This window comes from Planococcus koreensis (assembly GCF_004761975.1).
Taxonomy (GTDB): domain Bacteria; phylum Bacillota; class Bacilli; order Bacillales_A; family Planococcaceae; genus Planococcus; species Planococcus koreensis.
The window spans coordinates 1-25177 of record NZ_RQII01000022.1 but is presented as its reverse complement, the minus strand read 5'-3'; the positions used below and the strand labels follow the sequence as shown (position 1 = coordinate 25177).

30 protein-coding genes and 1 riboswitch are annotated in these 25177 nt (G+C 46.1%); of the genes, 3 read left to right on the top strand and 27 right to left on the bottom strand.

Annotated elements, in window-relative coordinates; all coding sequences use genetic code 11:
- From EGV91_RS05420 to EGV91_RS05395, 7 genes are all read right to left on the bottom strand, one after another.
- A partial coding sequence (locus EGV91_RS05420; protein ID WP_241666109.1) for an IS110 family transposase occupies window positions 1–286 on the bottom strand: 286 nt, incomplete at its 3' end.
- 485 nt (window positions 287–771) lie between these two features.
- The gene (locus EGV91_RS05415) at window positions 772–1101 is read right to left on the bottom strand and encodes a YuiB family protein (RefSeq protein WP_135501443.1); all 330 of its coding nucleotides are present in this window, start codon (window positions 1099–1101) and stop codon (window positions 772–774) included.
- Window positions 1102–1262: 161 nt separating this feature from the next.
- A complete protein-coding gene (locus EGV91_RS17095) occupies window positions 1263–1382 on the bottom strand; it encodes a YuiA family protein (RefSeq protein WP_241666110.1) in 120 nt (39 codons plus the stop codon).
- A gap of 147 nt (window positions 1383–1529) precedes the next feature.
- A complete protein-coding gene (locus tag EGV91_RS05410) occupies window positions 1530–2027 on the bottom strand; it encodes an NUDIX domain-containing protein (protein ID WP_135501441.1) in 498 nt (165 codons plus the stop codon).
- Window positions 2028–2078: 51 nt separating this feature from the next.
- The gene (locus EGV91_RS05405; protein ID WP_135501439.1) at window positions 2079–3296 is read right to left on the bottom strand and encodes an NAD(P)/FAD-dependent oxidoreductase; all 1218 of its coding nucleotides are present in this window, start codon (window positions 3294–3296) and stop codon (window positions 2079–2081) included.
- Window positions 3297–3570: 274 nt separating this feature from the next.
- Window positions 3571–3933: a HesB/IscA family protein gene (locus EGV91_RS05400; RefSeq protein ID WP_135501437.1), complete on the bottom strand. Its 363-nt coding sequence runs from the start codon at window positions 3931–3933 to the stop codon at window positions 3571–3573.
- A gap of 105 nt (window positions 3934–4038) precedes the next feature.
- Window positions 4039–4275, bottom strand: a complete 237-nt coding sequence (locus EGV91_RS05395) for a NifU family protein (protein WP_135501435.1) — start codon at window positions 4273–4275, stop codon at window positions 4039–4041.
- An 83-nt stretch (window positions 4276–4358) separates the two neighbouring features.
- Between EGV91_RS05395 and EGV91_RS05390 the strand changes: the two genes are divergently transcribed.
- Complete coding sequence (locus tag EGV91_RS05390; protein ID WP_135501433.1) at window positions 4359–4685, top strand: YuzD family protein; 327 nt, start codon at window positions 4359–4361, stop codon at window positions 4683–4685.
- 40 nt (window positions 4686–4725) lie between these two features.
- Here the strand turns inward: EGV91_RS05390 and EGV91_RS05385 are convergent, their stop codons facing one another.
- Window positions 4726–5793, bottom strand: coding sequence for an NAD(P)/FAD-dependent oxidoreductase (locus EGV91_RS05385; RefSeq protein ID WP_135501431.1), 1068 nt, complete (start codon window positions 5791–5793; stop codon window positions 4726–4728).
- 151 nt (window positions 5794–5944) lie between these two features.
- Here EGV91_RS05385 and EGV91_RS05380 point away from each other — a divergent pair, with 151 nt between their 5' ends.
- Entirely contained in the window at window positions 5945–6181 is a 237-nt protein-coding gene (locus tag EGV91_RS05380) for a YuzB family protein (protein ID WP_135501429.1), read from the top strand.
- A gap of 21 nt (window positions 6182–6202) precedes the next feature.
- On the opposite strand, the gene EGV91_RS05375 is transcribed toward EGV91_RS05380, so the two are convergent.
- The 10 genes from EGV91_RS05375 to EGV91_RS05330 form a co-directional block, all read right to left on the bottom strand.
- Window positions 6203–6967, bottom strand: a complete 765-nt coding sequence (locus EGV91_RS05375) for a TIGR01457 family HAD-type hydrolase (protein WP_135501427.1) — start codon at window positions 6965–6967, stop codon at window positions 6203–6205.
- On the bottom strand, window positions 6954–7412 hold the full coding sequence (locus tag EGV91_RS05370; protein ID WP_135501425.1) for a DUF86 domain-containing protein: 459 nt from the start codon (window positions 7410–7412) through the stop codon (window positions 6954–6956). Before EGV91_RS05370 ends, EGV91_RS05375 begins: the two co-directional genes overlap by 14 nt.
- A gap of 84 nt (window positions 7413–7496) precedes the next feature.
- Window positions 7497–7841 (bottom strand): YutD family protein, encoded by a 345-nt coding sequence (locus EGV91_RS05365; protein ID WP_135501423.1) that lies wholly within the window; start codon window positions 7839–7841, stop codon window positions 7497–7499.
- Window positions 7842–7856: 15 nt separating this feature from the next.
- Window positions 7857–8780, bottom strand: a complete 924-nt coding sequence (gene lipA, locus EGV91_RS05360; RefSeq protein WP_135501421.1) for a lipoyl synthase — start codon at window positions 8778–8780, stop codon at window positions 7857–7859.
- A 153-nt stretch (window positions 8781–8933) separates the two neighbouring features.
- Entirely contained in the window at window positions 8934–9050 is a 117-nt protein-coding gene (locus tag EGV91_RS05355) for a methionine/alanine import family NSS transporter small subunit (protein WP_135501419.1), read from the bottom strand.
- 14 nt (window positions 9051–9064) lie between these two features.
- Complete coding sequence (locus tag EGV91_RS05350) at window positions 9065–10585, bottom strand: sodium-dependent transporter (protein ID WP_135501417.1); 1521 nt, start codon at window positions 10583–10585, stop codon at window positions 9065–9067.
- Window positions 10586–10785: 200 nt separating this feature from the next.
- The gene (locus EGV91_RS05345) at window positions 10786–12360 is read right to left on the bottom strand and encodes a Na+/H+ antiporter NhaC family protein (protein WP_135501415.1); all 1575 of its coding nucleotides are present in this window, start codon (window positions 12358–12360) and stop codon (window positions 10786–10788) included.
- A gap of 113 nt (window positions 12361–12473) precedes the next feature.
- Window positions 12474–12657: riboswitch (Lysine riboswitch) on the bottom strand.
- Between the two features lie 198 nt (window positions 12658–12855).
- The gene (locus tag EGV91_RS05340; RefSeq protein ID WP_338325019.1) at window positions 12856–14070 is read right to left on the bottom strand and encodes a bifunctional metallophosphatase/5'-nucleotidase; all 1215 of its coding nucleotides are present in this window, start codon (window positions 14068–14070) and stop codon (window positions 12856–12858) included.
- A gap of 13 nt (window positions 14071–14083) precedes the next feature.
- Complete coding sequence (locus EGV91_RS05335) at window positions 14084–14911, bottom strand: sulfite exporter TauE/SafE family protein (protein ID WP_135501413.1); 828 nt, start codon at window positions 14909–14911, stop codon at window positions 14084–14086.
- Window positions 14911–15771 (bottom strand): DUF72 domain-containing protein, encoded by an 861-nt coding sequence (locus tag EGV91_RS05330; protein WP_135501411.1) that lies wholly within the window; start codon window positions 15769–15771, stop codon window positions 14911–14913. The genes EGV91_RS05335 and EGV91_RS05330 overlap by 1 nt, the downstream gene beginning before the upstream one ends.
- Before the next feature lie 596 nt (window positions 15772–16367).
- Between EGV91_RS05330 and EGV91_RS05325 the strand changes: the two genes are divergently transcribed.
- The gene (locus EGV91_RS05325; RefSeq protein ID WP_135501409.1) at window positions 16368–17045 is read left to right on the top strand and encodes a DNA alkylation repair protein; all 678 of its coding nucleotides are present in this window, start codon (window positions 16368–16370) and stop codon (window positions 17043–17045) included.
- A 167-nt stretch (window positions 17046–17212) separates the two neighbouring features.
- Here EGV91_RS05325 and EGV91_RS05320 read toward each other — a convergent pair whose 3' ends face one another.
- From EGV91_RS05320 to EGV91_RS05285, 9 genes are all read right to left on the bottom strand, one after another.
- Window positions 17213–17398: a hypothetical protein gene (locus EGV91_RS05320; RefSeq protein WP_135501407.1), complete on the bottom strand. Its 186-nt coding sequence runs from the start codon at window positions 17396–17398 to the stop codon at window positions 17213–17215.
- 177 nt (window positions 17399–17575) lie between these two features.
- Complete coding sequence (gene sufB, locus EGV91_RS05315) at window positions 17576–18973, bottom strand: Fe-S cluster assembly protein SufB (RefSeq protein WP_135501405.1); 1398 nt, start codon at window positions 18971–18973, stop codon at window positions 17576–17578.
- Window positions 18974–18993: 20 nt separating this feature from the next.
- Window positions 18994–19434 carry a Fe-S cluster assembly sulfur transfer protein SufU gene (gene sufU / locus EGV91_RS05310; protein ID WP_135501403.1) on the bottom strand — a complete coding sequence of 147 codons (441 nt, stop codon included), beginning with the start codon at window positions 19432–19434 and terminating at the stop codon, window positions 18994–18996.
- The gene (locus tag EGV91_RS05305; RefSeq protein ID WP_135501401.1) at window positions 19424–20653 is read right to left on the bottom strand and encodes a cysteine desulfurase; all 1230 of its coding nucleotides are present in this window, start codon (window positions 20651–20653) and stop codon (window positions 19424–19426) included. Before EGV91_RS05305 ends, sufU begins: the two co-directional genes overlap by 11 nt.
- Window positions 20653–21957: a Fe-S cluster assembly protein SufD gene (sufD, locus tag EGV91_RS05300; protein ID WP_135501399.1), complete on the bottom strand. Its 1305-nt coding sequence runs from the start codon at window positions 21955–21957 to the stop codon at window positions 20653–20655. The genes EGV91_RS05305 and sufD overlap by 1 nt, the downstream gene beginning before the upstream one ends.
- Window positions 21958–21975: 18 nt before the next feature.
- Complete coding sequence (sufC, locus tag EGV91_RS05295; RefSeq protein WP_135501397.1) at window positions 21976–22755, bottom strand: Fe-S cluster assembly ATPase SufC; 780 nt, start codon at window positions 22753–22755, stop codon at window positions 21976–21978.
- Between the two features lie 270 nt (window positions 22756–23025).
- Window positions 23026–23184, bottom strand: coding sequence for a YuzK family famiily protein (locus EGV91_RS17555; RefSeq protein WP_479681130.1), 159 nt, complete (start codon window positions 23182–23184; stop codon window positions 23026–23028).
- Between the two features lie 268 nt (window positions 23185–23452).
- Window positions 23453–23980 carry a prolipoprotein diacylglyceryl transferase gene (locus tag EGV91_RS05290; RefSeq protein ID WP_135501395.1) on the bottom strand — a complete coding sequence of 176 codons (528 nt, stop codon included), beginning with the start codon at window positions 23978–23980 and terminating at the stop codon, window positions 23453–23455.
- Between the two features lie 104 nt (window positions 23981–24084).
- Window positions 24085–25177, bottom strand: a 1093-nt coding sequence (locus tag EGV91_RS05285) for a dicarboxylate/amino acid:cation symporter (RefSeq protein ID WP_135501393.1), incomplete at its 5' end; no start/stop codon positions are given.

The following is a 25177-nucleotide window of genomic DNA, read 5'->3' as shown; positions in this document are numbered from 1 at the left end:
AATAATGGCCTGTCGTTTCAATGCCGACGACCACCTCCTCAAACCCGTAACCATCCTTAGCTTGGGTAACCTCCTTGATTAGTCGGGTAAATCCGGTGGAGGAGGCGTTAAATTCAAATGGTTTGATCAGGATATCGCCGTATACATTACAAATCATCGCAGTGTTCACAAACTTGGCCGCATCAATGGCGACAATGCATATCTTTCCCGCATTTTCCGCCCGCATCAAGCGGTTCCAATGACTTCCGTTGCTCCCCTGAATATGGTTAAATGAAGATAGAACCATTGTTTTCAGCTCCTTTTGGGTGGGTGGGTATTTCGGAAGTTCTGTGATTGGTACTTCTTGTATACCCAGAAAACAATGGTTCTTTATGTTGTCATCTATCTATTTTACATAGTAGGGTCTTCGGCACGTGCTGATTCCGCAGGAGTCGCCACCTTTCGCTTCATTCAAAGATATCTCTTAATAGCAAATCAATTCTTAGTGGTTGTAAAGTTCGAAAGGTATAATTTCTGCATTTTCTTCTTGATTTACAGATATGTAGCAAAACAGCGGAGAAAACCGTACTGCTCCTGCAGTGCTGCGCACTTCGTCGCAAAGACTTGGCCTCGCTAGCTTCGGCCAATGTCTTGCCTGCGGGATATCGAGACAGCCGAGACCCCTCAGCACGCGGCAAGCGTAGCTGTTTTGCGGATTATCGACTTAACAGTTTAGTTTCTAATTAAAGAAAAGCGCCAACCCAATTGGGTCGGCGCTTTTCTTTTATGCCTTTAGAACATTTGATAGCCCATTTTACGCAGGACTTTCATGACGATGCCTGATGTGATTGCCCCCGCCATACCGGCAGAAAGAACCGCGATATCAGTTGCAGTCAACGACGTCAATGTGTTGCCGAGCATTGTGAACGATTCGCCTGGATTGGTGAAATAATCGAAAAAGCCGACATCGTCAATAATCAGCAGCACGACTATCGGGTAAACGATCGCCATTAGCCAAGTCATCCGCAATAGCATATTAAGCAAAAATCCGATGCCGAAAAACATAACAAAGAATAATAAAACCGAAATCATCAATTGTACAATACTAAATGAAGTGTCCATCTTTTCTAACCTCCGATATTCCTTCCATCAGTTTACCCGAAATGGAATCGGCTTTCAATGTTCGGAACCAGAGTTCATCGGTTTGTCACGAATGGCGATCCAAGGCGACGGCAAATAGAAAAAGCGTACACGAGGAATCCCCGCATACGCTTGCTTTGGCCTTATTTTTTACCCGATCCCGAACAGCAGGAGCACGTTTCTGAACCTCCCAATCGCAATTGGAAGTAGCCTTTGCCTCCGCAATATGGGCAATGGTTGCCGGGCTTAGATTTTTTAAACATCTTCATTCGAAACACCTCCTCCTGTTTTGTTTGTAATATTCTGATAATATAACATGGTCCAATTCATTATGCAAGTATAAAAAAAAGAATGTAAACGGATACATCCCCTTTTTTCTTTCATATTCACGTTTTATCCATCGTTTTTCTCTATTTCTTAAAAAATAATTTATAAGCCGAATAACCGAAAACCTCACCCGGATCAACGTCTTCAATGGCTTCAAAGCCTTCTTCCAGAACATAGTTCACCATTTCATACAGCATGACCGAAGCCTGCCCTTCTTCAGCGAGCGATGTGGGCGTCATCCAAGCCGCTTCATACAGTTCGGCTGCTTGGACTGTGAAGTTGTTTTTTTCATCTATCGGCTGCAGCAGAAAGATCGCCATGTTATCGCTTATTTCTTCGCGGATAACGCCGCTCCGAAAGCCGATCATCCCCATCAGGCGGCAACTGATGCCTGTTTCTTCTTTCACTTCTCTTAAAGCAGCCTGGTCGATGGTTTCCCCCGGTTCGACGAAACCTGCAGGGAGCGACCATTTGCCGTGCAGCCCACCGTATCTTTTCTTGACGACAAGCCATTCTTTATTCGAATTGATGACTAGCCCGGCAGCACCGAGCCAGACGTTGCCCCTTTTATGTTTTGACATGCCAATAAAACCCCTTTAATAAAAAAAGCTCCCATTAACGGGAGCTTCAGCTTATTTCAATACGTTGAATTTACCTTTTTTCATAACCAGTGACGGGCCGCCAACCATGTATAATGCACGGTTGTCGATCATTTTCTTCATGAATGAAGCACGTTTGCCAGTTACTTTTTTGCCGAAGACAACGCCGATTGCATCGTCATCGCCCAATGAACAAACTGTCCCTTTTAAATCAGGAACGAATTCTGTTGTTTCGCCGTCTTTGATCAATTCTGCAATGTTCTTCGCAGTTGCTTCCCCTTGCTGCATTGCAATCTGTGCAGTCGGCGGGTAAGGACGGTTTGTTTCTTCATTGATCATCAACGCGCAGTCACCGATAACGAATACATTATCAGAGCCTGGGACTGTAAGATCTTTGTCGACTTTAACGCGCGCGCGCATGTTTTCAATGCCTGACTCTTCAATCAGTCTGTTGCCGCGGATTCCAGCAGCCCATACAACAGTTCCGGCTTTGATGAATTCGAAATGATCTTCGCCTTTTTTGATGTTGACGCCTTCTGGAGTCGCTTCGACAACTGGTGTGCCGATCGAGAATTCAATGCCTTTCGACTCTAATTTGCCTACTGCATAGCTGACAAGCTCAGGATCAAATCCTGGCAATACCATCGGTGCTGCTTCTACGCAGACAATACGCACTTTTTCGCGCGGTACGTCGAACTCTTTGCAAAGCTCAGGTACACGGTTCGCAAGTTCGCCAAGGAATTCGATGCCCGTGAAGCCAGCTCCACCGACAACGATCGTCAAACGGCTGTCGTCTTTCACGCTATCAGTAGACCAGTTCGCGAACTGGAATTCGATGTGCTCGCGGATGTAACGGGCAGCTTTGACGTTGGCAATTGATAAAGCGTATTTATCAAGGCCAGGAATGCCGAAAGTTTCCCCTTCGAATCCTAATGCAATGACAAGGTAATCGTATGTAAATACGCCATTGTCAGTTGTTACTTTTTTGCCTGCAACGTCGATTGCTTCAACAGTCGCTTGCACGAATTTCGTTTTTACGCTATCGATTACATCTTTGATATCATAGCGGACTTGGTCAGAAAGCAAAGTTCCTGCTGCAGCTTCATGCAGCCATGTGCTTTCGTAATGGTATTCGTTTTTGTTGATCAATGTAATGTCCGCGGCATCTGTGCCTAGAACTTTTTGCAAGTTTACTACAGTCATCAAACCACCGTAACCTGCTCCCAATACTAATATTGACGGTCTTTTCAATGAAATCGCAACCACCTTCAAATCGAATTTTAAAACGGAATAACTTATTTGGATGAGTCCTATAAATTCATACAAACTCCTATACCTTATATTAGACCTTTTACATGCCTATTTCAACTGCAGATTGCCCGGCTGGCCCGGTTGCACCTTTTAAATGACAAGCTTCCGCCATCTTTTGAAAAACAACACGTTCGTCGGCACTTACTTTTTAAAAATGAAAAAAGGCTTTCCTGCGCAATGTGAATTGCGCAGGAAAGCCTTTCGCCATTTTGGCTCAGCAGTTTTCCGGTGTACCTGTTTTCGTAGCTGTACGGAAAGACGTCCCGCAGCCGCATGAAGCGATGGCGTTCGGATTTTCAATCGTAAAGCCGCCGCCCATCAATGATTGCTTATAGTCGACGACCGTTCCCTGCAGAATCGGCGCATCGTCTTTTGCGATCAAAATCGGGATGCCGTGCTGTTCATATTTATCGTCTTCAGGGCTCGCCTGTTTTTCAAAGCCCATGCCATACGTCAGTCCGCTGCATCCGCCGCCATTGACTGCTACGCGAAGGAACGAATCCTCTTCACCGTTATGGCGCATCATTTCTTTTACTTGGAAAGAAGCTGCTTCTGTTATCTCTACAACTTGTGTCATACGAATCCCCTCCTTGTCCTTATCATATCAATATTGGCCAAGCCGCTACAAGTGAAGGCGCTTATACCATATACAGAAAAAAGGACCCAAAAGGCCCTTTCTCCATTAAAATACCTGTTCTACTTCAACGATGCCTGGAACTTCTTCCACTAATGCACGTTCAATGCCTGCTTTTAATGTAATTGTCGAACTTGGGCAGCTTCCGCATGCGCCAAGCAGACGGAGTTTTACGATGCCATCTTCTATATCGACCAATTCACAGTCACCGCCGTCACGCAAAAGGAATGGACGCAATTTATCTAGGACTTCCATTACTTGGCTTTCCATCATTGCTTCAGTCATTTATATCGACTCCTTTCATTATAATCATTATAATGTGATTGAGAGGAAAAAGCCACTAATGAATTTACAGGAGGTTTGTCACCATGCCGAAAGAATTGTCCATTGAAGTATACGGAACCGATGTAATCTGCGCCAGCTGTGTGAACGCACCGTCATCCATCGACACCTATGAATGGCTGCAGGCTGCCATTGCCCGTAAATACGAAGGCCAGCCATTTTCAATTACCTATATCGATATTGAGAAACCGCAAACCGAAGAACACCGCAAAGAATACGTTCAGCGCATCCTTGATGATGAATTTTTCTACCCGCTTGTGCTCGTCGAGGGCGAAGTCGTCGGCGAAGGCTATGTCCAATTGAAGCCGGTCTACAAAGAACTTGAAAAACACGGATTCGCCGCAGCAGAATAAATGCACACACAAAAAGCGCCCGAAAAATCGGGCGCTTTTGTCAGCCATTATGCCATTTGTACATCCACAAGACGCCTGATTTCATCAATCGGGCGATGCGGCCAGTTACTGTGCGATCCGCCAAATATGCGAAGCCTTGTTTCTTGCCGAGTGAACCGAGGAAACCTTTCAGCTGGATTTCCGGCATTTTCTCCGGCAGCGCTTCGTTTCTCCAGACGGCTTTCAATACTTTTACGATTTGTTCTGCTTGTTCTTCTGCAAGCTGTGCAGAAGGCGCCATCGGCAATGCTGCACAATCTCCGACAACGTAGACGTGCTCGTCTTCCGGCAATTGGTGATATTGGTTGATCAGCACGCGGCCAGTCGTGTCACAGCCCAAATTCAAATCGCGCACCGGCTTGACCGGCTGGATGCCGGCAGTCCAAACGACAGCGTCGACAGGGATCGTTTCTTCATGGTTGTAAAGCATTTTCGGTTCGACTTTTGTGATGTTGGAATTGGAAACCACGTCAACATTATTGTTATCAAACCATTTTTTCACGAAATTGCTAAGGCGTTCCGGGAAATCGCGCAGGATGCGCGGGCTCCGGTCGAATAATTTGATTTTCAGATCCTGTCTGCTTTCACGTAATTCGCTAGCCAATTCGATTCCGCTGAGACCGGCTCCGACAACGCCGACAACCGCTCCAGCCGGCAAGCCAAGCAAGGTTTTATACGTTTCGCGTGATTTGCCGATCGTCTGGATGCTGTACGTGAATTCATCTGCTCCAGGTACACTGTGGTATTTATCTTCACAGCCCAACCCGATGACGAGGTCGTCATAAGTGATCCGTTCGCCATTATCCAGGCAGACGGTCTTCTCATCGAGAAGAATTTCCGTGATTTCGCCGTTGACGATCGTCAAGCGGTCGCTTTCCGGAAAATCAACGCGCACTTCATGATCGGATGCCGTGCCGGCAGCCAGTGCATAAAATTCGGTTTTCATGCTATGGAATGGGGTCCGGTCGATTAAAATGATTTCTGTATCGAGCGGCAGGTTATTCGGCAGTAAACGAAGCAAAATTCGCATATTGCCGTATCCGCCTCCAAGTAAGACTAATTTTCGCATAAGTATCTCCTTTGTAATTCAACTATCTGCATAATTTCTCAAATATGAGTATAGCTGATTGTGATGACTTTCACAATACATTCAAGCGAAATCAAATAATTGACTAGCGCTTAAAAAAAAGGTAGGATTTCGTTGTAGTGAGGTGACCTAAATGAAACCGATTGTAGAATTTTGCATCAGCAATATCGTCAATGGCGCACAACAGTCTTTCGAAAAACTGGACCGCGACCCGAATCTTGACGTTCTGGAATATGGCTGTTTAAGCTATTGCACAAAATGTTCTGAAGGCCTTTATGCCTTGGTAAACGGCGAAATCGTCGAAGCTGATACCCCTGAAGAATTGACGGACAAGGTCTATCAGTTTATAGAAGAAAATCCGTTGTTTTAAAGCCGCTGAAAAGCGGCTTTTTTATATGGGCCAAAAATCAAGGTTTTCAAGAACATGTGTCGGCTGATGCTCTTTTTCCAGCACTTCATCCATCGGTGTGACGCCGGTATTGACGTGGATAGTGTCAATGCCATAATTGATGCCCGCCAAAATATCGGTATCGTAATTGTCCCCGATCATCACCATTTCGTGCTTTTCAAAGCCGTGCTCGTGGAGAATGGTTTCCAGCATATGGCGTTCGGGTTTGCCGATATAGACCGGGTCAACATCAGTCGATACTGAAACAAGCGTTGTAAATGCTCCGTTGCCCGGCAAAAATCCTCTTTCCGACGGAAAAGCCAAGTCTTTATTCGTTGACAGGAAAACCGCACCTTTGCGGACTTCCAGACAGGCTTGGGCCAATTTCCCGTACGTAATTCCAGGATCGATGCCCATCAAGACGATGTCCGCCCCTTCTTCCACCCGCTCGATGCCTTCTTGGGCAAGGGCTTGATCAAGGCCGTCCGACCCGATCATGTACACCGTATGTCCCGGATACCAGCGTTTGATGTATTTAGCTGCGGCTATTGCCGATGATACGATTTGTGACTCCACCGTGTTTATACCGAAACGGTGTAATTTTGCGTTCAATTGTTTTTGAGTCATGGACGCATTGTTTGTTACAAAGAACGGTTCAATGCCTTTTTCCTGCAGCCGTTTGATGAATGACGCCGCTGCCGGCACCGCATCGGTCCCACGGTAGACGGTTCCATCGAGGTCCAGGCAATACGCTTTATAACTTTTCATCGTTGGCCTCCGGAAGAAATGCAGAGACCGGACCCAGTTCGTGCGTTAAATAATGTTCCACTTTCGGACCGAATTTTTTCAAAGCCGGCAAATTGCTGCTCAATACGGAATGGATTTTCTGATGGTCTGCTTTCATAAACTCACGCACGAGCATTTTACGCAATTCCACGACCTTCTTCAGCGGCTGATCCATTTCGGCATCGATGACTTTCTCATCCGTCAATATATCAATGATGTCATCGTAGCTGCCAGGATCACGCATGATGAAACCATCAATCATGGAATTCCCCACATCGATGATCGATTCGATGACATTATTGGCCAAACGCTCTAAAGCAAGCTGTTCGGTAAAAGATGGCCAGTCCTTTTTCTCTTCGTATAAAGCGAGCAACGAATTCATATAACCCACTGTTTCCGTTATCTTATTTCGATCGATAAAATACATAGTAAACCCTCCATTGAAATTAGCTCTTTTCATGCTGCTGTCTCTTTCTATCATACCATAGGGACAGAAAAAACCTCCGGCGGATCAAGCTTCCGCTTCGGAGGTTTGTTGTATTTCTACTTGTTCTTGCGCTGGCGTTTCTGCCGGGGCTGGCGCCTTTCCGACTTTCTTAATGACGAAATGTGCACAGCCGAAATTACAGTATTCGTATAAATAATCCTGCAACGTGCTGATTTTGGTATCGTAAGTCGCTTTATGGTTGGTGTCTTCAAAAAATCCCTTTAGGCGGAGCTGTCCATATCCCCAGTCGCCGAGAATGTAATCGTACTTTGATAATATTTCACTGTAGCGGCCATTCAATGCCTCTTCCTGGAATCCATCCCGGTAATCAATCAGGACTTCATATTCCCATTGGTCCAATACGAACATCTTTGTCACCACCTATCAACTGTCTGCTGCTGCAGTCTGTATATCCCCTAGCCGCTGGCGCTCTTTGGCTGCGGCATTAACCTGCTCATCGGCATGGTAGCTGCTGCGCACAAGAGGGCCTGCCTGGCAATGCGAGAATCCTTTATCCATTGCAATTTGCCAAAGTTCCTTGAATTCCTTTGGCGAATAATATTTTTGTACCGGCAAATGCTTTTTCGAAGGCTGCAGGTACTGCCCGATTGTCATGATATCCACATCGTTTGCGCGCAAATCATCCATCACTTCAAGGATTTCTTCATGGGTTTCCCCCAATCCGAGCATCAAGGATGATTTCGTCGGTATTTCCGGACGGATTTCTTTGGCGCGCCGCAGCACTTCCAATGAACGGTCATAGGTCGCCCGAGCTCTGACCCTTGGCGTCAAGCGGCGAACCGTTTCGATATTATGGTTCAGGATATCCGGCTCCGCTTCCATCAGCCGCTGCAAGTTCTCGTATACACCGCCCATATCCGACGGCAGCACTTCGACTGTTGTAAACGGATTGGCACGTTTGATGGCCCGCACCGTCTCAGCAAATACTGCAGAACCTCCGTCTTTCAAATCATCCCTTGCTACCGCCGTAATGACCGTATGCTTCAGGTTCATCAACTCGACGGATTTGGCGACGCGTTCAGGCTCCTGCAAATCAAGTTCATTCGGCAACCCTGTTTTGACTGCGCAGAAACGGCAAGCGCGCGTGCAGATTGCTCCTAATATCATGAACGTGGCGGTGCGGCGCGTTCCCCAACATTCGTGGATATTCGGGCAGCGGGCTTCTTCACAAACCGTGTTCAAATTATTTTCACGCATCATTTTTTTCAGATCCGTGTAGTTTTCATTTGTATTCAGCTTAATCTTTAACCAATCGGGCTTTCTAAGATGCTCCTGCTTTGTCGACACGTTCATCGTCCCCATTCGTGTTGGTTTTGTAAACGATAGCATTTCTCTTCCAAATGTACCATAAAGACTACTTGCCCACAATATGCCTGTCTTCCCCCAGCGCTGTAGAACTAAATAAAAAACCGGAAGCGCTTGCGCTTCCGGTCCTTCTTATTATGCAGCTCTTTTGGCTTCTTTGCTTTTTTTGACAGCGTGCCCGATGCTTGCGCCGAGGCCGCCCCAAATGATGACCATACCAATGATCATTACAACAATAGCTTCAGTTGACATTGTGTAAGTCCCCCTTATTTATGCTCGTCGAACTGAGCATGGTCTTTATGCCATTTTCCGATTGAGAAGAGAATTCCCAGAACGATTGCGGCAATTGCCACGCCTGCTCCGCCGAACATGATGAACGTATCTGTATAGCCTTCGTAGTTTCCTGTTTCGTTATCGAACTCTTTCAGAAGGTTGGTTTTTAGCAAACCAAACATCATATAGCCCAAAACAATCGGAGTTACGACGCCTAAGCAGATTTTCCACCAGCCGCCAAGGTGAATATCCGAAATAGCATTAGCATGGTCTCTCAGCATATCCGCTTTGCGGAATATCCAGACAACCATGACCACTTCCACTAATCCAATAGCTGCTACACCAAACTGGTTGATGAAATAATCAGCAGCATCAAGGAAGAATAATCCGCCTTGTGTTGCGAATAGGATCGAAATCAATGCTGCAAGACCGCCGCCGAATGCGATGGCTTTGTTGCGCGACAAGCCGAATTTCTCGGAGAAGCCGGCTACATAAGTTTCGGTGATTGAAATCAGTGAAGTCAATCCGGCAAGCGTCAAGGACAAGAAGAACAAAGCCCCGAACAACCCATTAAAGCCAGGGAATTCATTGATGATTTGTGGGAAGACAACGAATGCCAACCCTACACCCGCTGCAGCGACATCCGCTACTGCAACGCCTTGCTGATTCGCCATGAAACCAAGTGCCGCGAAAACCCCGATACCTGCGAGCAATTCAAACGCCGAGTTCGCGAATCCGGTGATGAATGCATTGTTCGTGATATCCGATTTTTTCGGAAGGTAACTTGAATATGTTATCATGATCGCAAATGCGACAGACAAACTGAAGAAAATGTGTCCATATGCCGCTACCCAAACCTTCGGATCCATGATGGCATCAAAATTCGGCTTGAAGAATGCGTCAAGGCCAATCATCGCTCCGTCAAGAGTTAACGCACGGATTACAACGATCAAGAAAATGACGACCAATGTCGGAATGAAAATACGGTTCGCCAATTCAATACCTTTTTTAACACCTGCGAATAGAATTCCCAGCGTGATGACCCATACAAGCACCAAGGGAATGAATACACCCCAGACAATTCCGCCAGTTTGCCCTGGTGTCACTGTCAATTGAAGGAAATCGTTGAAAAGAAACGCCTCTGTATCAGTGCCCCATGCTTGATTGAATGAGAAAATCGTATAGCGCATCGACCAAGCGATGATGACAGCGTAATAGGTGGATATGACAAAGGAGACAAATACTGCCCACCAGCCCAGCCACTCCATTTTCTTGCCGCCCATTCTAAAGAATGACAACGGTGCGGATCCACGGTATTTATGCCCAATGGTGAATTCCAGAATTAGAATTGGTATCCCTGCGGTCAACAGAGCGAATAAGTACGGTATAAAGAATGCTCCTCCACCATTTTCATAGGCAACGTATGGAAAACGCCAGATGTTCCCCAAACCTACCGCCGAGCCGACTGCCGCCAAGATAAAACCGGCGCGTGTGCCCCATTGCGAACGTTCCATTTTTCTTCCCCCTTTTTTGTCTGCTCCCATTTTTCTTACAGAAAAATAGGAAGTTTGTTTATTTTCAGATTATTGACTAATCTAAAATCAGTATAACTATGGGACCCTTTAAAGTAAAGATAATTCCGGAAATTTTTTCTTAAAAACTATTGCGGCAATAATAAAAAAGCAGAGATTTAAAATCTCTGCTTTCAAATTCACTAGCTATTTGCTTGTTTCTCTAAAATTGTAGTCCGTTTTGACCAGACAATGAATAATACTGCTAAAATGACGATCACTGTCAGCAACGACCACAGGAGTGAGCCGGTAAAACCTATGACGATATACCCGACAGCCGCAATAGCAGCTGATACCAATGCATACGGCAATTGCGTCATGACGTGGTCCATGTGGTTGCTTCCTGCCCCAGTCGATGAAAGAATGGTCGTGTCGGAGATTGGCGAACAATGATCTCCAAACACAGCGCCTGCTAGAACTGCTGCAAGTGCTGGCAACAATAATTCCGGTGCGGCTTGTGCCATGATATTGCCGGCAATCGGAAGCAAAATCCCGAAAGAGCCCCATGATGTTCCTGTCGAGAAGGCCATGACTCCTGCTAATGCGAATAAAAGCACAGGAAGGATCTCAATCGGCATATTGCTTTCAGTTACAAAATCAGCCAAATACAGCCCTGTTTCCAGTGCGCCGATCAAATAACTCAACGACCAGGCGAAGATTAAAATCAGCACAGCCCCAAGCATTGAACGCACACCTTCAAAGATGCCTTTTCCAACCCATGACGCTTTTGCCGTTTTGTTGTGCTTGAATTGGCGAACGTATAAGAGGATGGAAGAAATTGCACCCAATAAGCCACCCGCCATCAATGAAGCCGGAACATCCGTGTTTTCAAAAATTGCCCAGATATCCAAGGTTTGCCCTGCATTCTGATAGCCGGTCCAAACCATTGCGCCAATCGTTCCTGCAACCAGCAAGATAATTGGCAAAAGCAGATCTGTCACACGGCCGTGGCCATGAACCGGGAAGTCTTCTTTCATCTCACCCGGAATTGTTTTCTTGGCATCGAATAATTCGCCCGTGGTAATAGCGCGTGTTTCGTGTTTTTTCATCGCACCGAAATCGACATCGCGCACTGCGACAAAAAAGACGATTGCCAATGCTGCAACCACATAGAAATTCATCGGAGCCATCCAGATGAACGCTTCAAGTGCGGACATCTGAACGAAAGTCTGTGCCGACAAGATGCTGGCGATGATTCCGATGATAGCCGCTCCCCAGCTGGAAACAGGCGAAACGACACAAACAGGTGCAGCTGTCGAATCGATGAAATAAGCCAGTTTGGCGCGTGAAATTTTGTAGCGGTCCGTAATCGGGCGCGCTACTTGGCCAACTGCCAGCGCATTGAAATAATCATCGATGAAAATGACCATTCCGAGAACGACTGTCAGCACTTTTGCGCCTCGGCGTGTTTTGATGCGTTCAGATGCCCAGTCGGCAAATGCCATGCTGCCGCCTGACAGGCTGACAAACGCGGTGATGATGCCAAGCAAGAACAAGAACAGCAAGATAAAGACGTTGTACGCATTAAATCCGCCGTCCCAGAATGTGATGGCAAACGAATTGAAGATTTCCGCAGCGGCCTCTACCGGCGCGAAAGAAGTCAAGATGAACGCCGCAGCGACAATTCCGGCACCAAGTGACAAGAGAACTCGTTTTGTCAGCAGAACCATGACGATTGCCACAATTGGGGGTAAAATCGAAAAAATAGTGTTTTCCATGTTAAATTCCTCCTTTTTTAATAGGATGGAAGAGAAAGTAAGAAAAAAAGGCTGATTGTTCCCTATGGATACAATCAGCCTTCTACAATTCGTCTGTGCGGTAAAACATCAAACAACCCTGTAGCCCTTCATCTATGCTAAAACACAGACGACAGTGACATTCTTCTTCAGAATGCCCCCAGCCTCTTTTTCAGTGACAGCTGAAAAAGAAACTTCGGCAAAACTCCCTTTCGGATGCGAGCAACCATGTCAACCTCCCGCACCTTACTGATAAGCCTTGCAGCCTCTACCCATCGATATTGAATTCATTAAAAGCATAGCGCACAATATTAATGAAATCAAATGAATGTCAACTCCGAATTTTCACTTATCTTACCGGTTTCGTACGGAAAAATTGGCTAAAGACATCCCGCAGAAATTCAGGCATGAAATAAGTTTTTGGAGCTCGCTTCAACTCCGGGAAGAAATAACCGAACGTGAACATATCAAGTGTGATTAAATTGAACATTTCATCATGCCGCGCGCGCGGCCGCCAATAAAGAGCTCATGTTCGACCAATGAAAAATTGACGCGGATCATGTTGCCGAAAACCGCTCCCCTGAACCCCATCCCTTTCAATTCAATTTTTGGCCATTCGGCATTCAAGGACTGCAGGTAGATTTCCTTCAGCTCCGCTCCGCTTAACTCAATCAGGCACAAATTGATCGGATGCGGCAGCATCTTATGGAAGTCATAGCGCGTCATCTCACCGAGCGGCATATCTTCCATAAATAGCCCGGCATTGAATAATGCACAATCAGCACCGGAATATTCGATCATCGCCTGCCCAAAAAGTTCAGCAAGCTCCGAGTCCTTAAACCACTCCGCTTTCAATGCCTTTTCATTATAAAAAACCGGTTCGTTCAATTGCATTTTGCCTTCCTCGATGAGCATGTCGTTGAACCCTTCATCTTTGCTGCGCAAATCGGCCGTTTCAATCAGCTCGGCTTCGCGCTCTCCAGTATCCGGGTCGATGGTGATATGGCCAATGAACATGCCGAACTTCCCTGCAGCGCCGAGCAGCGAGCCGTTGATCATTTTTCCTTCGTGGAAAATATGATGGGTGTGCGCGCCAAGAATAATATCCAAGTCGCTGCACATTTCAGCCAACAGCTCATCTTCCCTAATGCCGAGATGCGACAGGCAGACGATAAAATCGACGTTCCCTTTTAACTCTGAGGCCGCTTCGATGATGGATTGCTTTGCATCAGATACCGTCCAGCCAAGGCGTTTATAAAAAGGCGTGAATTCCGCAGTCGCCCCCACCAAACCGATTTTACGCCCTTCTGCAGTCCTTATGACCTTGGAGGGCTTTGCCCAAGTTGGACGCAGGCCATCCGCAGTGAAAAGATTTGAAACCACCACATTAAAATCCGCTTGAATATATAATTCGTCCAGCTCTTCTTTCGACAATGTAATGCCTTCGTTGTTTCCGATGGTCACTGCATCATAGCCAGCATCGTTCAGAAGATCCACATTGCCCTTTCCAGCAGTTCCTTCTGTAAAGGGGTGCGAGCGGTCAACATGGTCGCCAATGTCCAAAATCAGGCATGTATCGCCCGTTTCCTCATGCCAGCGCTTGCGTTCATGCAAAAAGGCACGGATCTCCGGCCAATGCGAAAAATGGCTATGCAGATCATTTGTATGATAAATATGAATAGTTTCCCCCATGTTCTGCACCTCTTTAAAAACTGAATAATCCTTCGTAAATCGAACGCAAGCCAAGAATCAGCAATGCAATCCGTAAAATGACGACAAGCGTCTCTGATTTCATCTTTTTGTTCAATGAAGCGCCTATTTTTGCGCCGATGTATGCCGAAGGCACAATCGCCAGTGTGTAAATCCAAGGCACATTGCCCAGCGAAATATGCGTGATGGAATTGATGATCGAAGATAAGAACACCATCAGCATCGATGTGCCAACCGCGACATGCGGCGGGAACAAAAATAGCAAAATCATCGCTGGCACCATGATTGAGCCTCCGCCGATGCCGAACAGCCCTGAAGCGAAGCCGACGCCGAATGTTAACAGCAACGCGAACCAGATGGGATAGCCGTAGATGTATTCCTTGTTCATCGAATCCGTGAAAGTATTCTTTTTGCCATTCTCGACGAACCAGTAAACGGCCTTTAATTTGTCGCGAACCAATAATAGCAGGGATAGGAAAACCAATAGAATTCCAAAGTATAAATTGAATGATGGCAAATCGAGCCCTTTATTAACAAAGGCGCCTACGACTGTACCCGGTGCGCTGCCCGCAAAAAAGATGAGCGCGCTTCGGTAGTCGACCGTCTTGACTTTCATATAAGATAAAGTTGACGACAAGCCGGTGAAAATCATCATGATGACAGATAGGCCGACGATTTGCTGAGGGCTTAAATCAGGGAAGAAAGCGACGGCGGTTCCGAGGAACAGCATCGCCGGCACCAGAATCACGCCGCCTCCGAGGCCTATCAGCGCTCCTACAATGCCCGAAAATAACCCAGCAATCGCCAGTAATACGAACTCCATTAAAATCCTCCTTCAAATAAATCCAGTTGCTTGGCAGACAAACCATTGAATTCCAAGCCATTCATGCTTTGAAACTGCTTTGCATCTCCAGCAGCATGGCCGCCGGAATTATTATTGAATATGACGTAAACCTTATCGGAAGATTTCTGAAGAGTTTCAGCCGCGTTGCTGATTTCACGCAGTTCTTCATCATTGTAATCATACAGATAACGGACTTCCCGCCATTTTTGGCCGCCCCCAGGATTTGTCCAACCATGAACATTGCGTCCGTGGATACGCAATAGCGCTTTGTCGCTGCGCGTAGAAGCTGCCACTAGCGGTACGGACCCATCTCCGGCCTGCGGTTCATCACACACCGTATGGATCAAATTGTTTTCCTTTAAAAATTCCAGCGTCTTTTCGCGGAATTCCGGTGCATACCAAGATTGGTGGCGGAATTCAATCGCCAAATCGAACTCTTGCAGATGGCCGGTGATTTCCCTGATTTGTTCCACATTGTCCTTCTGGCAATCAAACCAAGGCGGAAATTGCAGCAGCACCATCGCCAGTTTTCCCGCCTCTTTCATGGGACGGATCGATAAGCGAAACGCTTCAAACATTTCTTCTCTGCTGTCGAAAGGATTTTCCCCACGCAAATGCCCAGTCATGCCTTGATATGCTTTTACGACGAACTGAAAGCCTTCCGGCGTCTCGTTGATCCACTTGGTGATATTGCGCGCCGGCTGGACGGCATAGAATGAGGAATCCAGCTCGACAATCGGGAAATGAGCACTATAGTCAATGAGTTTTTCAGTCTTTTTAGAATCAGGGCTGTAGACGTCCGGATGGTCGCCCCAGCCTGTCAATCCCACGTATATCATCGTCCCGCCTCCATTTTCACTGTTATTTTATGATAGCATAGAAAAAAACGAACGTCTTTTATGAGGACGTCCTTTAATCGATTGTGCCGGCTTTCAGCTATTTGCAGAATAGAGGATGAAAGAATACTATTTAGCGAGTTCTTCTATATAATGCAGACAGCATCCAGCTTCATCAAAACTCTATATATAAGTTGAACCCCTCGATATTCCGCAAAACAGCTACGCTTGCCGCGGGCGAGCGCCAAGCCTCCTCAGTCGCTTCGCTCCCTCCGGGGTCTCGGCTGTCTCGCTTTCCCGCAGGCGTCTTCGCTGTTTCGCTCCATATCGAGAGATATCTTAACGACGGCGCGTCAAGAGGCTAGTCAAGGAGTGCCAGTTACTTTTGGCAACTCCTTTGCGACGAGCTTGCGCAGGAGCAACGCCCTTTCATATTTCGAAGCTAACGCAGCGATGCAGAAACAATCGTCTTTGCTCTGTTCAAAGCGACCGGAGCGGTATTTAAACCTTAGATTCTTTTGTTCAACCTATATAGTTTCATTTCCCACCTATTGAATATGCTACACTTTTTTTAAAAAGCTAATTGGAGATGGTAAAAGATGAAAACAGAGTGGGACCATAACAAGCTTATCGAAAAATTCGAAGCGCACCGCGATGAAAGCTTAGCCCTCCCCATGGCCGCCTACATGAGAAACCAGTTCCCTTTCCTGGGCATTAAAACGCCTTTGCGAAAAGCTTTGCTAAAAGAGCAGTTTTCTGAATGCCGCCTCCCAGAACCGGATTGCTTAGCGCAAGAAGTCTGGACGCTTTATAAGCTTCCGGAACGCGAATACCAATACGCTGCAATCGCTCTGCTTGATAAGATGAAAAGCCATTTATCGGTCCACGACCTCCCTTTTCTTCGCGAATTGGTGGAAAGCAAGTCCTGGTGGGACAGCGTCGATTCCATCGCGCCGCGGATTGTCGGCCACGTGGTTTTGCACGAACGAAATGCCGGTACTGCCGCCATCTTTGACTGGTCAAGTGCGGATAATATGTGGACCAACCGGGCAGCCATTCTCCATCAATTGAAGTTTAAGCAAGCTACAGATACCGAGGTGCTCAGCCGCATTGTTTTACAGCATGCCGCTTCACCCGAGTTCTTTCTCCAAAAATCCATCGGTTGGGCGCTGCGGGAATACGCCAAAACCGATCCGGAATGGGTGAGAGATTTTGTTGCTGCTTCTGCACTGCAGCCGCTCAGCAAACGGGAGGCATTGAAAAACATCAAAAAATAAAAGCTCGGGGCAGATGCACCGGGCTTTTATTTTGGTGTTCAACACCCATCTCCTTACCGATGATTGGAAGATTCTCCATCAGTTTGTACAGAAAAATAACCTTGGGCATACCGTTAGCATGCCCAAGGTTAGTCTCTCTTATCCAAATGAAATTTCATTTCAGCCTCTTAAAAAAGCCCACCGAGCCCTTTGCTTCCTATGACGGATTTTGCAGATTCCAAGAGTTCGTTTCTTTCATTTTCATCGATTTGTCCATCATCGTAAGCTTGTTTAGCTTGTATGATTACGTCTTTCGCTTGCGCCAGATCTGCGTTGCTAAGCTTTGCCTTTAATGCATCAAATGCTTGGCTCATGTGCAATAAACCTCCCCATATTTTATCTTCTTGGTTTATATACCCCATGAACAGCCTGTAAAACCGTACAATTTTTCCAGCAGAAACTCCCCGAGTTTACATTCGCCACCCTAAAACTTCACAAAAAAATAGCCCTTGGCATGGTCAAAACCATACCGAGGGCTATTCATTAATTCATTAACCGATCGAGCCTTCCATTTCAAACTTGATCAAACGGTTCATTTCTACCGCATATTCCATCGGCAATTCTTTCGTGAACGGTTCGATAAAGCCCATTACGATCATTTCTGTCGCTTCTTGCTCAGAAACACCACGGCTCATCAAGTAGAACAATTGCTCTTCAGATACTTTTGAAACTTTCGCTTCATGCTCCAAAGATACATTGTCATTCAAGATTTCGTTGTATGGAATTGTATCAGATGTAGATTGGTTGTCCATGATCAGCGTATCGCATTCGATGTTCGAACGCGCGCCGTCGGCTTTGCGGCCGAAGTGGACGATTCCGCGGTAGGAAACTTTCCCGCCTTGTTTCGAAATCGATTTTGAAACGATTGATGAAGATGTATTCGGAGCCAAATGGATCATTTTCGCTCCTGCATCCTGGTGCTGCCCTTTGCCAGCGATTGCGATCGACAATGTCATGCCGCGTGCGCCTTCGCCTTTCAAGTAAATAGCTGGGTATTTCATCGTCAATTTAGAACCGATGTTGCCGTCGATCCATTCCATTGTACCGTTCGCATCAACAAAAGCACGTTTCGTTACAAGGTTGAAGACGTTGTTCGCCCAGTTCTGGATAGTTGTGTAGCGGCAATAAGCGTCTTTTTTCACGATGATTTCAACTACAGCGGAGTGCAATGAATTCGTCGTGTAAACCGGTGCTGTACAGCCTTCTACATAATGAACGCTTGCGCCTTCATCAACGATGATCAACGTACGCTCGAATTGGCCCATGTTTTCCGAGTTGATGCGGAAATATGCTTGAAGCGGTGATTCCACTTTAACGCCTTTAGGGACATAGATGAACGATCCGCCTGACCATACTGCCGTATTCAAAGCTGCAAATTTATTGTCGGCAGCCGGAATAACTGATTGCCAGTATTCCTTGAACAAGTCTTCGTTTTCACGAAGTGCAGAACCGGTATCTTTAAAGACGATTCCCATGTCTTCCAATTCAACTTTCATGTTGTGGTAAACAACTTCGGATTCATACTGTGCTGAAACGCCTGCAAGGTATTTCTGCTCAGCTTCAGGAATTCCGAGTTTGTCAAACGTCGCTTTGATTTCTTCAGGCACTTCGTCCCAAGAAGTCTGGCTTTGTTCAGATGGTTTTACGTAATACGTAATTTCATCGAAGTTCAATGAACCCAAGTCGCCGCCCCATTGTGGCATTGGCATTGAGTAAAACAATTTAAGAGCTTTCAGGCGGGAATTGAGCATCCATTCCGGCTCTTCCTTGATTTTCGAGATTTCTCTGACGATTTCTTCCGTCAGACCGCGTTTGGATCTGAAGATCGATACATCTTTGTCATGAAACCCATATTTATAATCGCCGATTTCTGGCATTTTCTTAGCCATCGCCGTTCCTCCGTTCTGTGTTACGATTTTTCTTCGCTTTGTACACCCTTTTCCATGGCTTTCCATGCAAGCGTCGCGCATTTGATGCGTGCTGGGAATTGCGAAACTCCTTGAAGAGCTTCGATATCACCCAGGTCGATCGAGTCATCATACTCTTTGCCGAGCATCATGTCTGAAAAGATGTGCGAAAGTTTTAACGCATTTTCCACTGGTTGGCCTTTTACAGCCTGCGTCATCATTGAAGCGGATGCCATGGAAATTGAGCAGCCTTCGCCGTCGAATTTCGCATCTTTGACAATCCCATCCTCGACTTGGAGCGTCAGCAAGATGCGGTCGCCGCAAGTCGGGTTGTTCATCTCTATATTAACACTGTTCGTGTCTAGCGTGCCTTTGTTGCGCGGTGTTTTATAATGATCCATAATCACGCGTCGGTATAATTGGTCTAAATTATTAGAAGACATCGTTGAAATACTCCTTTGCTGAACGCAGTTCTTCTACAAGGCGGTCGATATCCGACTCGTCATTGTAAAGATAGAAGCTTGCGCGGGCTGTGGCTGAAACGTTCAGCCATTTCATAAGCGGCTGTGCACAATGGTGGCCAGCGCGTACAGCGATTCCGCTCATATCCAAGACTGTTGCAACATCATGCGGATGGACATCATTCAAATTGAATGTGACAATGCCTGCCCGTTTTGCCGGATCTGCGGGGCCGTAAATTTCTAGCCCTTCAATCCCGCTCATTTTGTCCATCGCGTAGGCAGCCATTTTATGCTCATGCTTTTCGATTTCGTTCAAACCGATATCATTGAGAAAATCAATGGCTGCACCTAAACCGACAGCGCCAGCAATGATCGGCGTTCCGCCTTCGAATTTCCACGGCAGCTCTTTCCATGTAGAGTCATAAAGGCCGACAAAATCAATCATTTCGCCGCCGAATTCAACTGGTTCCATGTCGTTCAAAAGAGCTTTTTTGCCGTATAACACACCAATGCCAGTCGGTCCGACCATTTTATGGCCTGAAAACGCGAAGAAATCGCAGTCCAGATCCTGGACATCAATTTTCAGGTGCGGAGCAGCTTGCGCTCCGTCCACGACCATGACCGCTCCGACTTCATGAGCGAGTTTCGCAACTTCTTTTACCGGATTCATCGTGCCCAGGACGTTGGAAACGTAAACCATGGAGACGATTTTTGTCCGGTCAGTGATTGCTGCGCGAACTTGTTCCAATGAAATCGTGCCATCTTCTTCAAGTTCGATATATTTCAGGACAGCTCCGCGTTCTTTTGCCAATTGCTGCCACGGAATGATGTTCGAATGGTGCTCCATATAAGTGATGACAATTTCATCGCCTTCTTCGACGTTCGCCCGGCCATAACTTTGCGCAACCAAATTGATCGCTGTCGTCGTACCGCGCAAGAAGATGATTTCTTCTGTCGATTTAGCATTGATGAATTTCCGCACTTTTTCACGGGCGCCTTCGTATTTTTCGGTAGCGCGGTTGCCAAGTGTATGGACGCCGCGATGGACGTTCGAGTTGTCGAATTCATAATAATTCTTCAACGCTTCGATCACTTGCACCGGCTTTTGTGAAGTAGCGGCGCTATCCAGGTAGACCAGTGGATGGCCGTTGATTTCTTGATTCAGGATCGGAAAATAGCTTTTAATCTCTTTAGATATCATTAGCGGACTTTCCTTTCGATAACCTCCGTCAATTGCTTTTTAACGCCTTCGATTGGCAATACGCGAACAACCGGTGCCAGGAAGCCGTGAATAACAAGACGTTCAGCTTCTTGTTTTGAAATGCCTCGGCTCATCAAGTAGAACAATTGCAGTGGATCCACGCGGCCAACTGAAGCAGCGTGGCCTGCTGTAACGTCATCTTCATCGATCAAAAGAATCGGGTTTGCATCTCCGCGCGCTTTCGGGCTAAGCATCAATACACGCGATTCCTGCTCTGCGTTCGCTTTGGTTGCGCCGTGCTCGATTTTGCCGATGCCGTTGAAAATGGCTGATGCCGAATCTTTCATAACGCCGTGTTTTAAAATCTGTCCGTCTGAGTTCTTGCCCCAGTGGATGACTTTCGTTGTGAAATTCTGTTTCTGCGAACCGCGTCCGACCACAACCGTTTTCGTATCGCCGACAGAATTGTCACCGATCAAGAACGTCGTGTTTTCTGAAATCGTGTCGCTGTCGTTCATCATGCCAAGTGCCCATTCGATGCGCGAGTCGCGCTTTGCAACGCCGCGTCGGTTGACGTAGGTTGTGAAACCTTCAGCCAATACATCCACTGCACCATAAGTGACTTGGGCATTGTCTTCTGCAATAACTTCAGAGACGATGTTCGCCAGTCCATTTGCATGCGGCACTGTCGAAATATATGTTTCTACATATGTTACTTGGCTGCTTGTGTCCGCTACGACCAATGCATGGTTGAACAACGACGCATTCTCATCGTCATGGATGAAGATAACCTGTACAGGCTCTTCCACAACAACGTTTTTAGGAACATAAAGGAAAACTCCACCGTTCAATAGAGCGGCGTGCAATGCAGTCAATTTATGCTCTTCAGCTTTAACTGCATCTTTCATGAAATACTTGCCCACCAAATCCGCATGGTCGCGGATTGCTGTGAAAATATCAGTCAAGATGACGCCTTTCGCTTTCAAGTCTTCCGACAAAGAAGCATATGCCGGCGTATTATTGTGTTGGATATATAGGTTTTTCTGTTCAAGATCAACCAATGATTTCACTTCTTCAGGAAGCTCAGTTAATGAAGAGTACGTTGAGCTTTCTGTTGAATGCACCGGAAACTCCGTGAAGTTCCAGCTTGTGATTTTCGTTTTATCCGGTTTTGGCAAAGGCAATACTTCTGCCGCTGCCAGCGCCTGGACGCGCAGGTTCGTAAACTCTTCTGGTTCTGATTTAGAAGCCGAGAAGGAGCGCACGTCCTGCTCGGTCACTTTCAAGTTTGTTTCAACCGTCACGTTAGTCTCCCCTTCCAATTAAGCTTCTTGTCCTACTGTCTCGTCTTCGATGCCAAGCTCAGTTTTGATCCAGTCGTAGCCTTCAGCTTCCAATTTAAGCGCAAGGTCTTTGCCGCCTGATTTAACAACGCGGCCTTGCATCATCACATGGACATGGTCCGGCGTGATGTAGTTCAGCAAACGCTGGTAATGAGTGATGATCAAGCAGCCAAAGCTTTCGCCTTTCATCTGGTTGATGCCCTCAGAAACAACTTTAAGTGCATCGATATCCAAACCGGAATCGATCTCATCCAAAATTGCGAATGTTGGTTTGATCATCATCAATTGAAGAATTTCGTTGCGTTTCTTTTCGCCGCCTGAGAAACCTTCATTCAAATAGCGCTGTGCCATTTCCTGGTCCATATCAAGCGTCTCCATTTTGCTGTCAAGCTCACGGATGAACTTCATCAATGAAATCTCTTCGCCTTCTTCGCGTCGAGCATTGATTGCTGAACGCATAAAGTCAGCATTCGTCACGCCTGAGATTTCGCTCGGGTATTGCATGCCAAGGAATAGGCCCGCACGTGCGCGCTCGTCCACTTCCATTTCTAGAACGTCTTCTCCGTCAAGAGTGACTGATCCTGATGTTACTTCATATTTCGGATGCCCCATGATAGCAGAAGCAAGTGTAGACTTCCCAGTTCCGTTAGGTCCCATGATGGCATGAATTTCACCTGTATTAATTGTTAAGTTTACACCTTTTAAAATCTCTTTATCTTCGATTTTAACGTGCAAATCTTTAATGACCAAAGTTGACATTTAAATACCTCCATAAAGTTAATATAGAATGGAATTCCATTCTTAATTAGTATCATTCTAATCTTACATGAAATAGCCCATTGTAGCAAATCTTTAAATCGGCTCTGAAAACCAACGGCAATCAATTTAAAAACCTGTATTTGCCCTAATTTCAAGAGGTTTTTTTCCCTATCAAACCCGTATCCGCATTTTCAATAACTAAATGCTAAATGAGAAATAAGCAAATAAAAAACCGGCACTTAAAGGCGCCGGCCGTGTCAATTTCGTCTATTATGAATTTCTGTGTACTTGACGTTCCAAACGAGCGGCAACTTGTTGGCCCTGCCGATAATCCTGTTCTCTCCGTTGTTCCACTTCAATAATCTTGTCAGTGTCGTTTTGGTATTCGTTGATACCAAATCCGTGAACATCCCTAAAGGCTTGCTCCATTTTTTCTGTGTGTTCAATTCCATTTGAATCGATGGCGTTTCATCCCTTTCCGGTTTGTTTTACTTGTTAAGTATACCCCGGTTATTCCAGTTAAAACCCATAAATATCGATTTTCTATAAAATGGCTCTTTTGCCTTATTAAATACCAGAAAATTCAAAACGAAATAATCTGTTATAAATAGCCGATATTCCGCAAAACAACTGCGCTATTGCCTCAACAAAAGATCAAAAAACGCAAGAAAGGCCCGGCATATGCTGGGCCTTTTCTTTATTGGCTTACTTCGTTGTAGATGCTTGAAGGGTTAAGCTCTTGCGCTTCCAATAGTGCGTTGAACTTCTCGTCTGCTTCTTGGAATTTTGCATTTGCCGCTTCGAAAGAAGCTTCTTTAGTCAGCTCTTCAGCTTTCATGTCGTAGGACTCTTTAATAGAAGCAAGTGCAGCTTCGATATCAGTTTTCTGTTCTTCGAGCGTTTCCGGAATTTCGATTCCTTCTACTGCTGCAGAAGTTTCTTCAGCTGAAGCTTTTGCCGCATCCTTCATTGTTTGAAGTTCTTCAGCTTCTGGCAAAGTGCCTTCAGTCTGCGCCATTTCAAAAGCGTTCAAGTCTGCATCTGTTGCATTGATCGTATTTGGAACTGACATGTAGAAACGCATCATTTCCTGTTTAGCATTGCCTGTCTCTTTTGCAGCGTCTTCTGTTGCTGGTGCCTTTTCAGCGGCTCCGCTAGTTGTATCTTCACCGCAAGCACTTAATAGAAGTGCAGCTGAGAAACCGATAACCAATAATTTCTTCATAAATATTTCCCCCTTTTTCTTACAATCCAAAATTATAGTAGCACAGCTTTTTCTGATTGTATATATTTGGGAGAAAAGTCGAAATAGATGAAATATTGTTTTTATTACACCGCTTTTTTTCCATTCGTGAAGCGATCGACGATCATCGATAAAGCACCGTCGCCCGTTACATTCGTTGCAGTTCCAAAGCTGTCTTGTGCTAGGTAAAGGGCAATCATCAACGCGATCATGGTTTGGTCAAAACCGAGCATGGACTCGAGCAATCCGATAGCTGCCATTACAGCACCGCCTGGCACACCTGGCGCAGCAATCATGGTGACGCCGAGCATCAAGATGAACGGCAAGATGCTGCCGAAAGCCGGCACTTCGCCAGTCAATAACATGACACCGACCGCACAAGACACGATTGTGATTGTGCTGCCGGAAAGGTGGATCGTTGCGAACAGCGGCACTGCGAAGTCAACAACACGTTCGTTGGCTCCGGTCTTGCGCGCTTGCTGGACGGTAACTGGAATCGTCGCCGCAGATGACTGGGTGCCAAGCGCTGTAAAGTAGGCCGGCATCATCGTTTTCAGCAAGAAGAATGGATTTTTCTTATTCAAAGTTCCTGCAGCCGTATATTGAAGCAAGAGCATGATCCAATGAAGGATGATGATCATTACGAATACAACTGCAAACAAGGACAGGATTTCAGCAACTGCCCCGCCGTATGCCATATTGCCGAAAATTCCGAAAATATGGAATGGCAGCAAGGGAATGATGACATACGAAATCGTCTTTTCAATAACCGCCTGGAATTCATCAAAGAACGAAACCATTGTTTTGCTGCCTGTTGAAGCCATGCCGATTCCAAGCAAAAATGCGAGGATCAACGCAGACATAACACCGAATACCGGCGGCATTTCCAAAGTAAGATAAGATGCAGCAAGTGCATGTTCCGGATCGTCGATGTTGCTCATCGTACCGGCTTTCATGAAATTCGGCAAAATTGTCGTTGACGCCATAAATGCGAGAATCCCTGCAATTATTGTCGAGAAATAAGCAAAAAAAGTAGCCAATCCGAGCAATTTCCCTGAGCCTTTGCCGAGTTTTGCAATACCGGGTGCGATAAACCCAAGAATAATCAAAGGAACGATGAAATTAAGAAAGCTTCCGAAAATAGCATTGAATGTTGCGAATACACGAGCGAGCCATTCC

Excerpts from the sequence above, each read along its gene's own strand:
- EGV91_RS05415 (WP_135501443.1), bottom strand. The coding sequence starts at position 1,101 with ATGGACACTTCATTTAGTATTGTACAATTGATGATTTCGGTTTTATTA.
- EGV91_RS17095 (WP_241666110.1), bottom strand. The coding sequence starts at position 1,382 with ATGTTTAAAAAATCTAAGCCCGGCAACCATTGCCCATATTGCGGAGGC.
- EGV91_RS05410 (WP_135501441.1), bottom strand. The coding sequence starts at position 2,027 with ATGTCAAAACATAAAAGGGGCAACGTCTGGCTCGGTGCTGCCGGGCTA.
- EGV91_RS05400 (WP_135501437.1), bottom strand. The coding sequence starts at position 3,933 with ATGACACAAGTTGTAGAGATAACAGAAGCAGCTTCTTTCCAAGTAAAA.
- EGV91_RS05395 (WP_135501435.1), bottom strand. The coding sequence starts at position 4,275 with ATGACTGAAGCAATGATGGAAAGCCAAGTAATGGAAGTCCTAGATAAA.
- EGV91_RS05390 (WP_135501433.1), top strand. The coding sequence starts at position 4,359 with ATGCCGAAAGAATTGTCCATTGAAGTATACGGAACCGATGTAATCTGC.
- EGV91_RS05385 (WP_135501431.1), bottom strand. The coding sequence starts at position 5,793 with ATGCGAAAATTAGTCTTACTTGGAGGCGGATACGGCAATATGCGAATT.
- EGV91_RS05380 (WP_135501429.1), top strand. The coding sequence starts at position 5,945 with ATGAAACCGATTGTAGAATTTTGCATCAGCAATATCGTCAATGGCGCA.
- EGV91_RS05375 (WP_135501427.1), bottom strand. The coding sequence starts at position 6,967 with ATGAAAAGTTATAAAGCGTATTGCCTGGACCTCGATGGAACCGTCTAC.
- EGV91_RS05370 (WP_135501425.1), bottom strand. The coding sequence starts at position 7,412 with ATGTATTTTATCGATCGAAATAAGATAACGGAAACAGTGGGTTATATG.
- EGV91_RS05365 (WP_135501423.1), bottom strand. The coding sequence starts at position 7,841 with ATGTTCGTATTGGACCAATGGGAATATGAAGTCCTGATTGATTACCGG.
- EGV91_RS05355 (WP_135501419.1), bottom strand. The coding sequence starts at position 9,050 with ATGTCAACTGAAGCTATTGTTGTAATGATCATTGGTATGGTCATCATT.
- EGV91_RS05350 (WP_135501417.1), bottom strand. The coding sequence starts at position 10,585 with ATGGAACGTTCGCAATGGGGCACACGCGCCGGTTTTATCTTGGCGGCA.
- EGV91_RS05345 (WP_135501415.1), bottom strand. The coding sequence starts at position 12,360 with ATGGAAAACACTATTTTTTCGATTTTACCCCCAATTGTGGCAATCGTC.
- EGV91_RS05340 (WP_338325019.1), bottom strand. The coding sequence starts at position 14,070 with ATGGGGGAAACTATTCATATTTATCATACAAATGATCTGCATAGCCAT.
- EGV91_RS05335 (WP_135501413.1), bottom strand. The coding sequence starts at position 14,911 with ATGGAGTTCGTATTACTGGCGATTGCTGGGTTATTTTCGGGCATTGTA.
- EGV91_RS05330 (WP_135501411.1), bottom strand. The coding sequence starts at position 15,771 with ATGATATACGTGGGATTGACAGGCTGGGGCGACCATCCGGACGTCTAC.
- EGV91_RS05325 (WP_135501409.1), top strand. The coding sequence starts at position 16,368 with ATGAAAACAGAGTGGGACCATAACAAGCTTATCGAAAAATTCGAAGCG.
- EGV91_RS05320 (WP_135501407.1), bottom strand. The coding sequence starts at position 17,398 with ATGAGCCAAGCATTTGATGCATTAAAGGCAAAGCTTAGCAACGCAGAT.
- sufB (WP_135501405.1), bottom strand. The coding sequence starts at position 18,973 with ATGGCTAAGAAAATGCCAGAAATCGGCGATTATAAATATGGGTTTCAT.
- sufU (WP_135501403.1), bottom strand. The coding sequence starts at position 19,434 with ATGTCTTCTAATAATTTAGACCAATTATACCGACGCGTGATTATGGAT.
- EGV91_RS05305 (WP_135501401.1), bottom strand. The coding sequence starts at position 20,653 with ATGATATCTAAAGAGATTAAAAGCTATTTTCCGATCCTGAATCAAGAA.
- sufC (WP_135501397.1), bottom strand. The coding sequence starts at position 22,755 with ATGTCAACTTTGGTCATTAAAGATTTGCACGTTAAAATCGAAGATAAA.
- EGV91_RS17555 (WP_479681130.1), bottom strand. The coding sequence starts at position 23,184 with ATGGAGCAAGCCTTTAGGGATGTTCACGGATTTGGTATCAACGAATAC.
- EGV91_RS05290 (WP_135501395.1), bottom strand. The coding sequence starts at position 23,980 with ATGAAGAAATTATTGGTTATCGGTTTCTCAGCTGCACTTCTATTAAGT.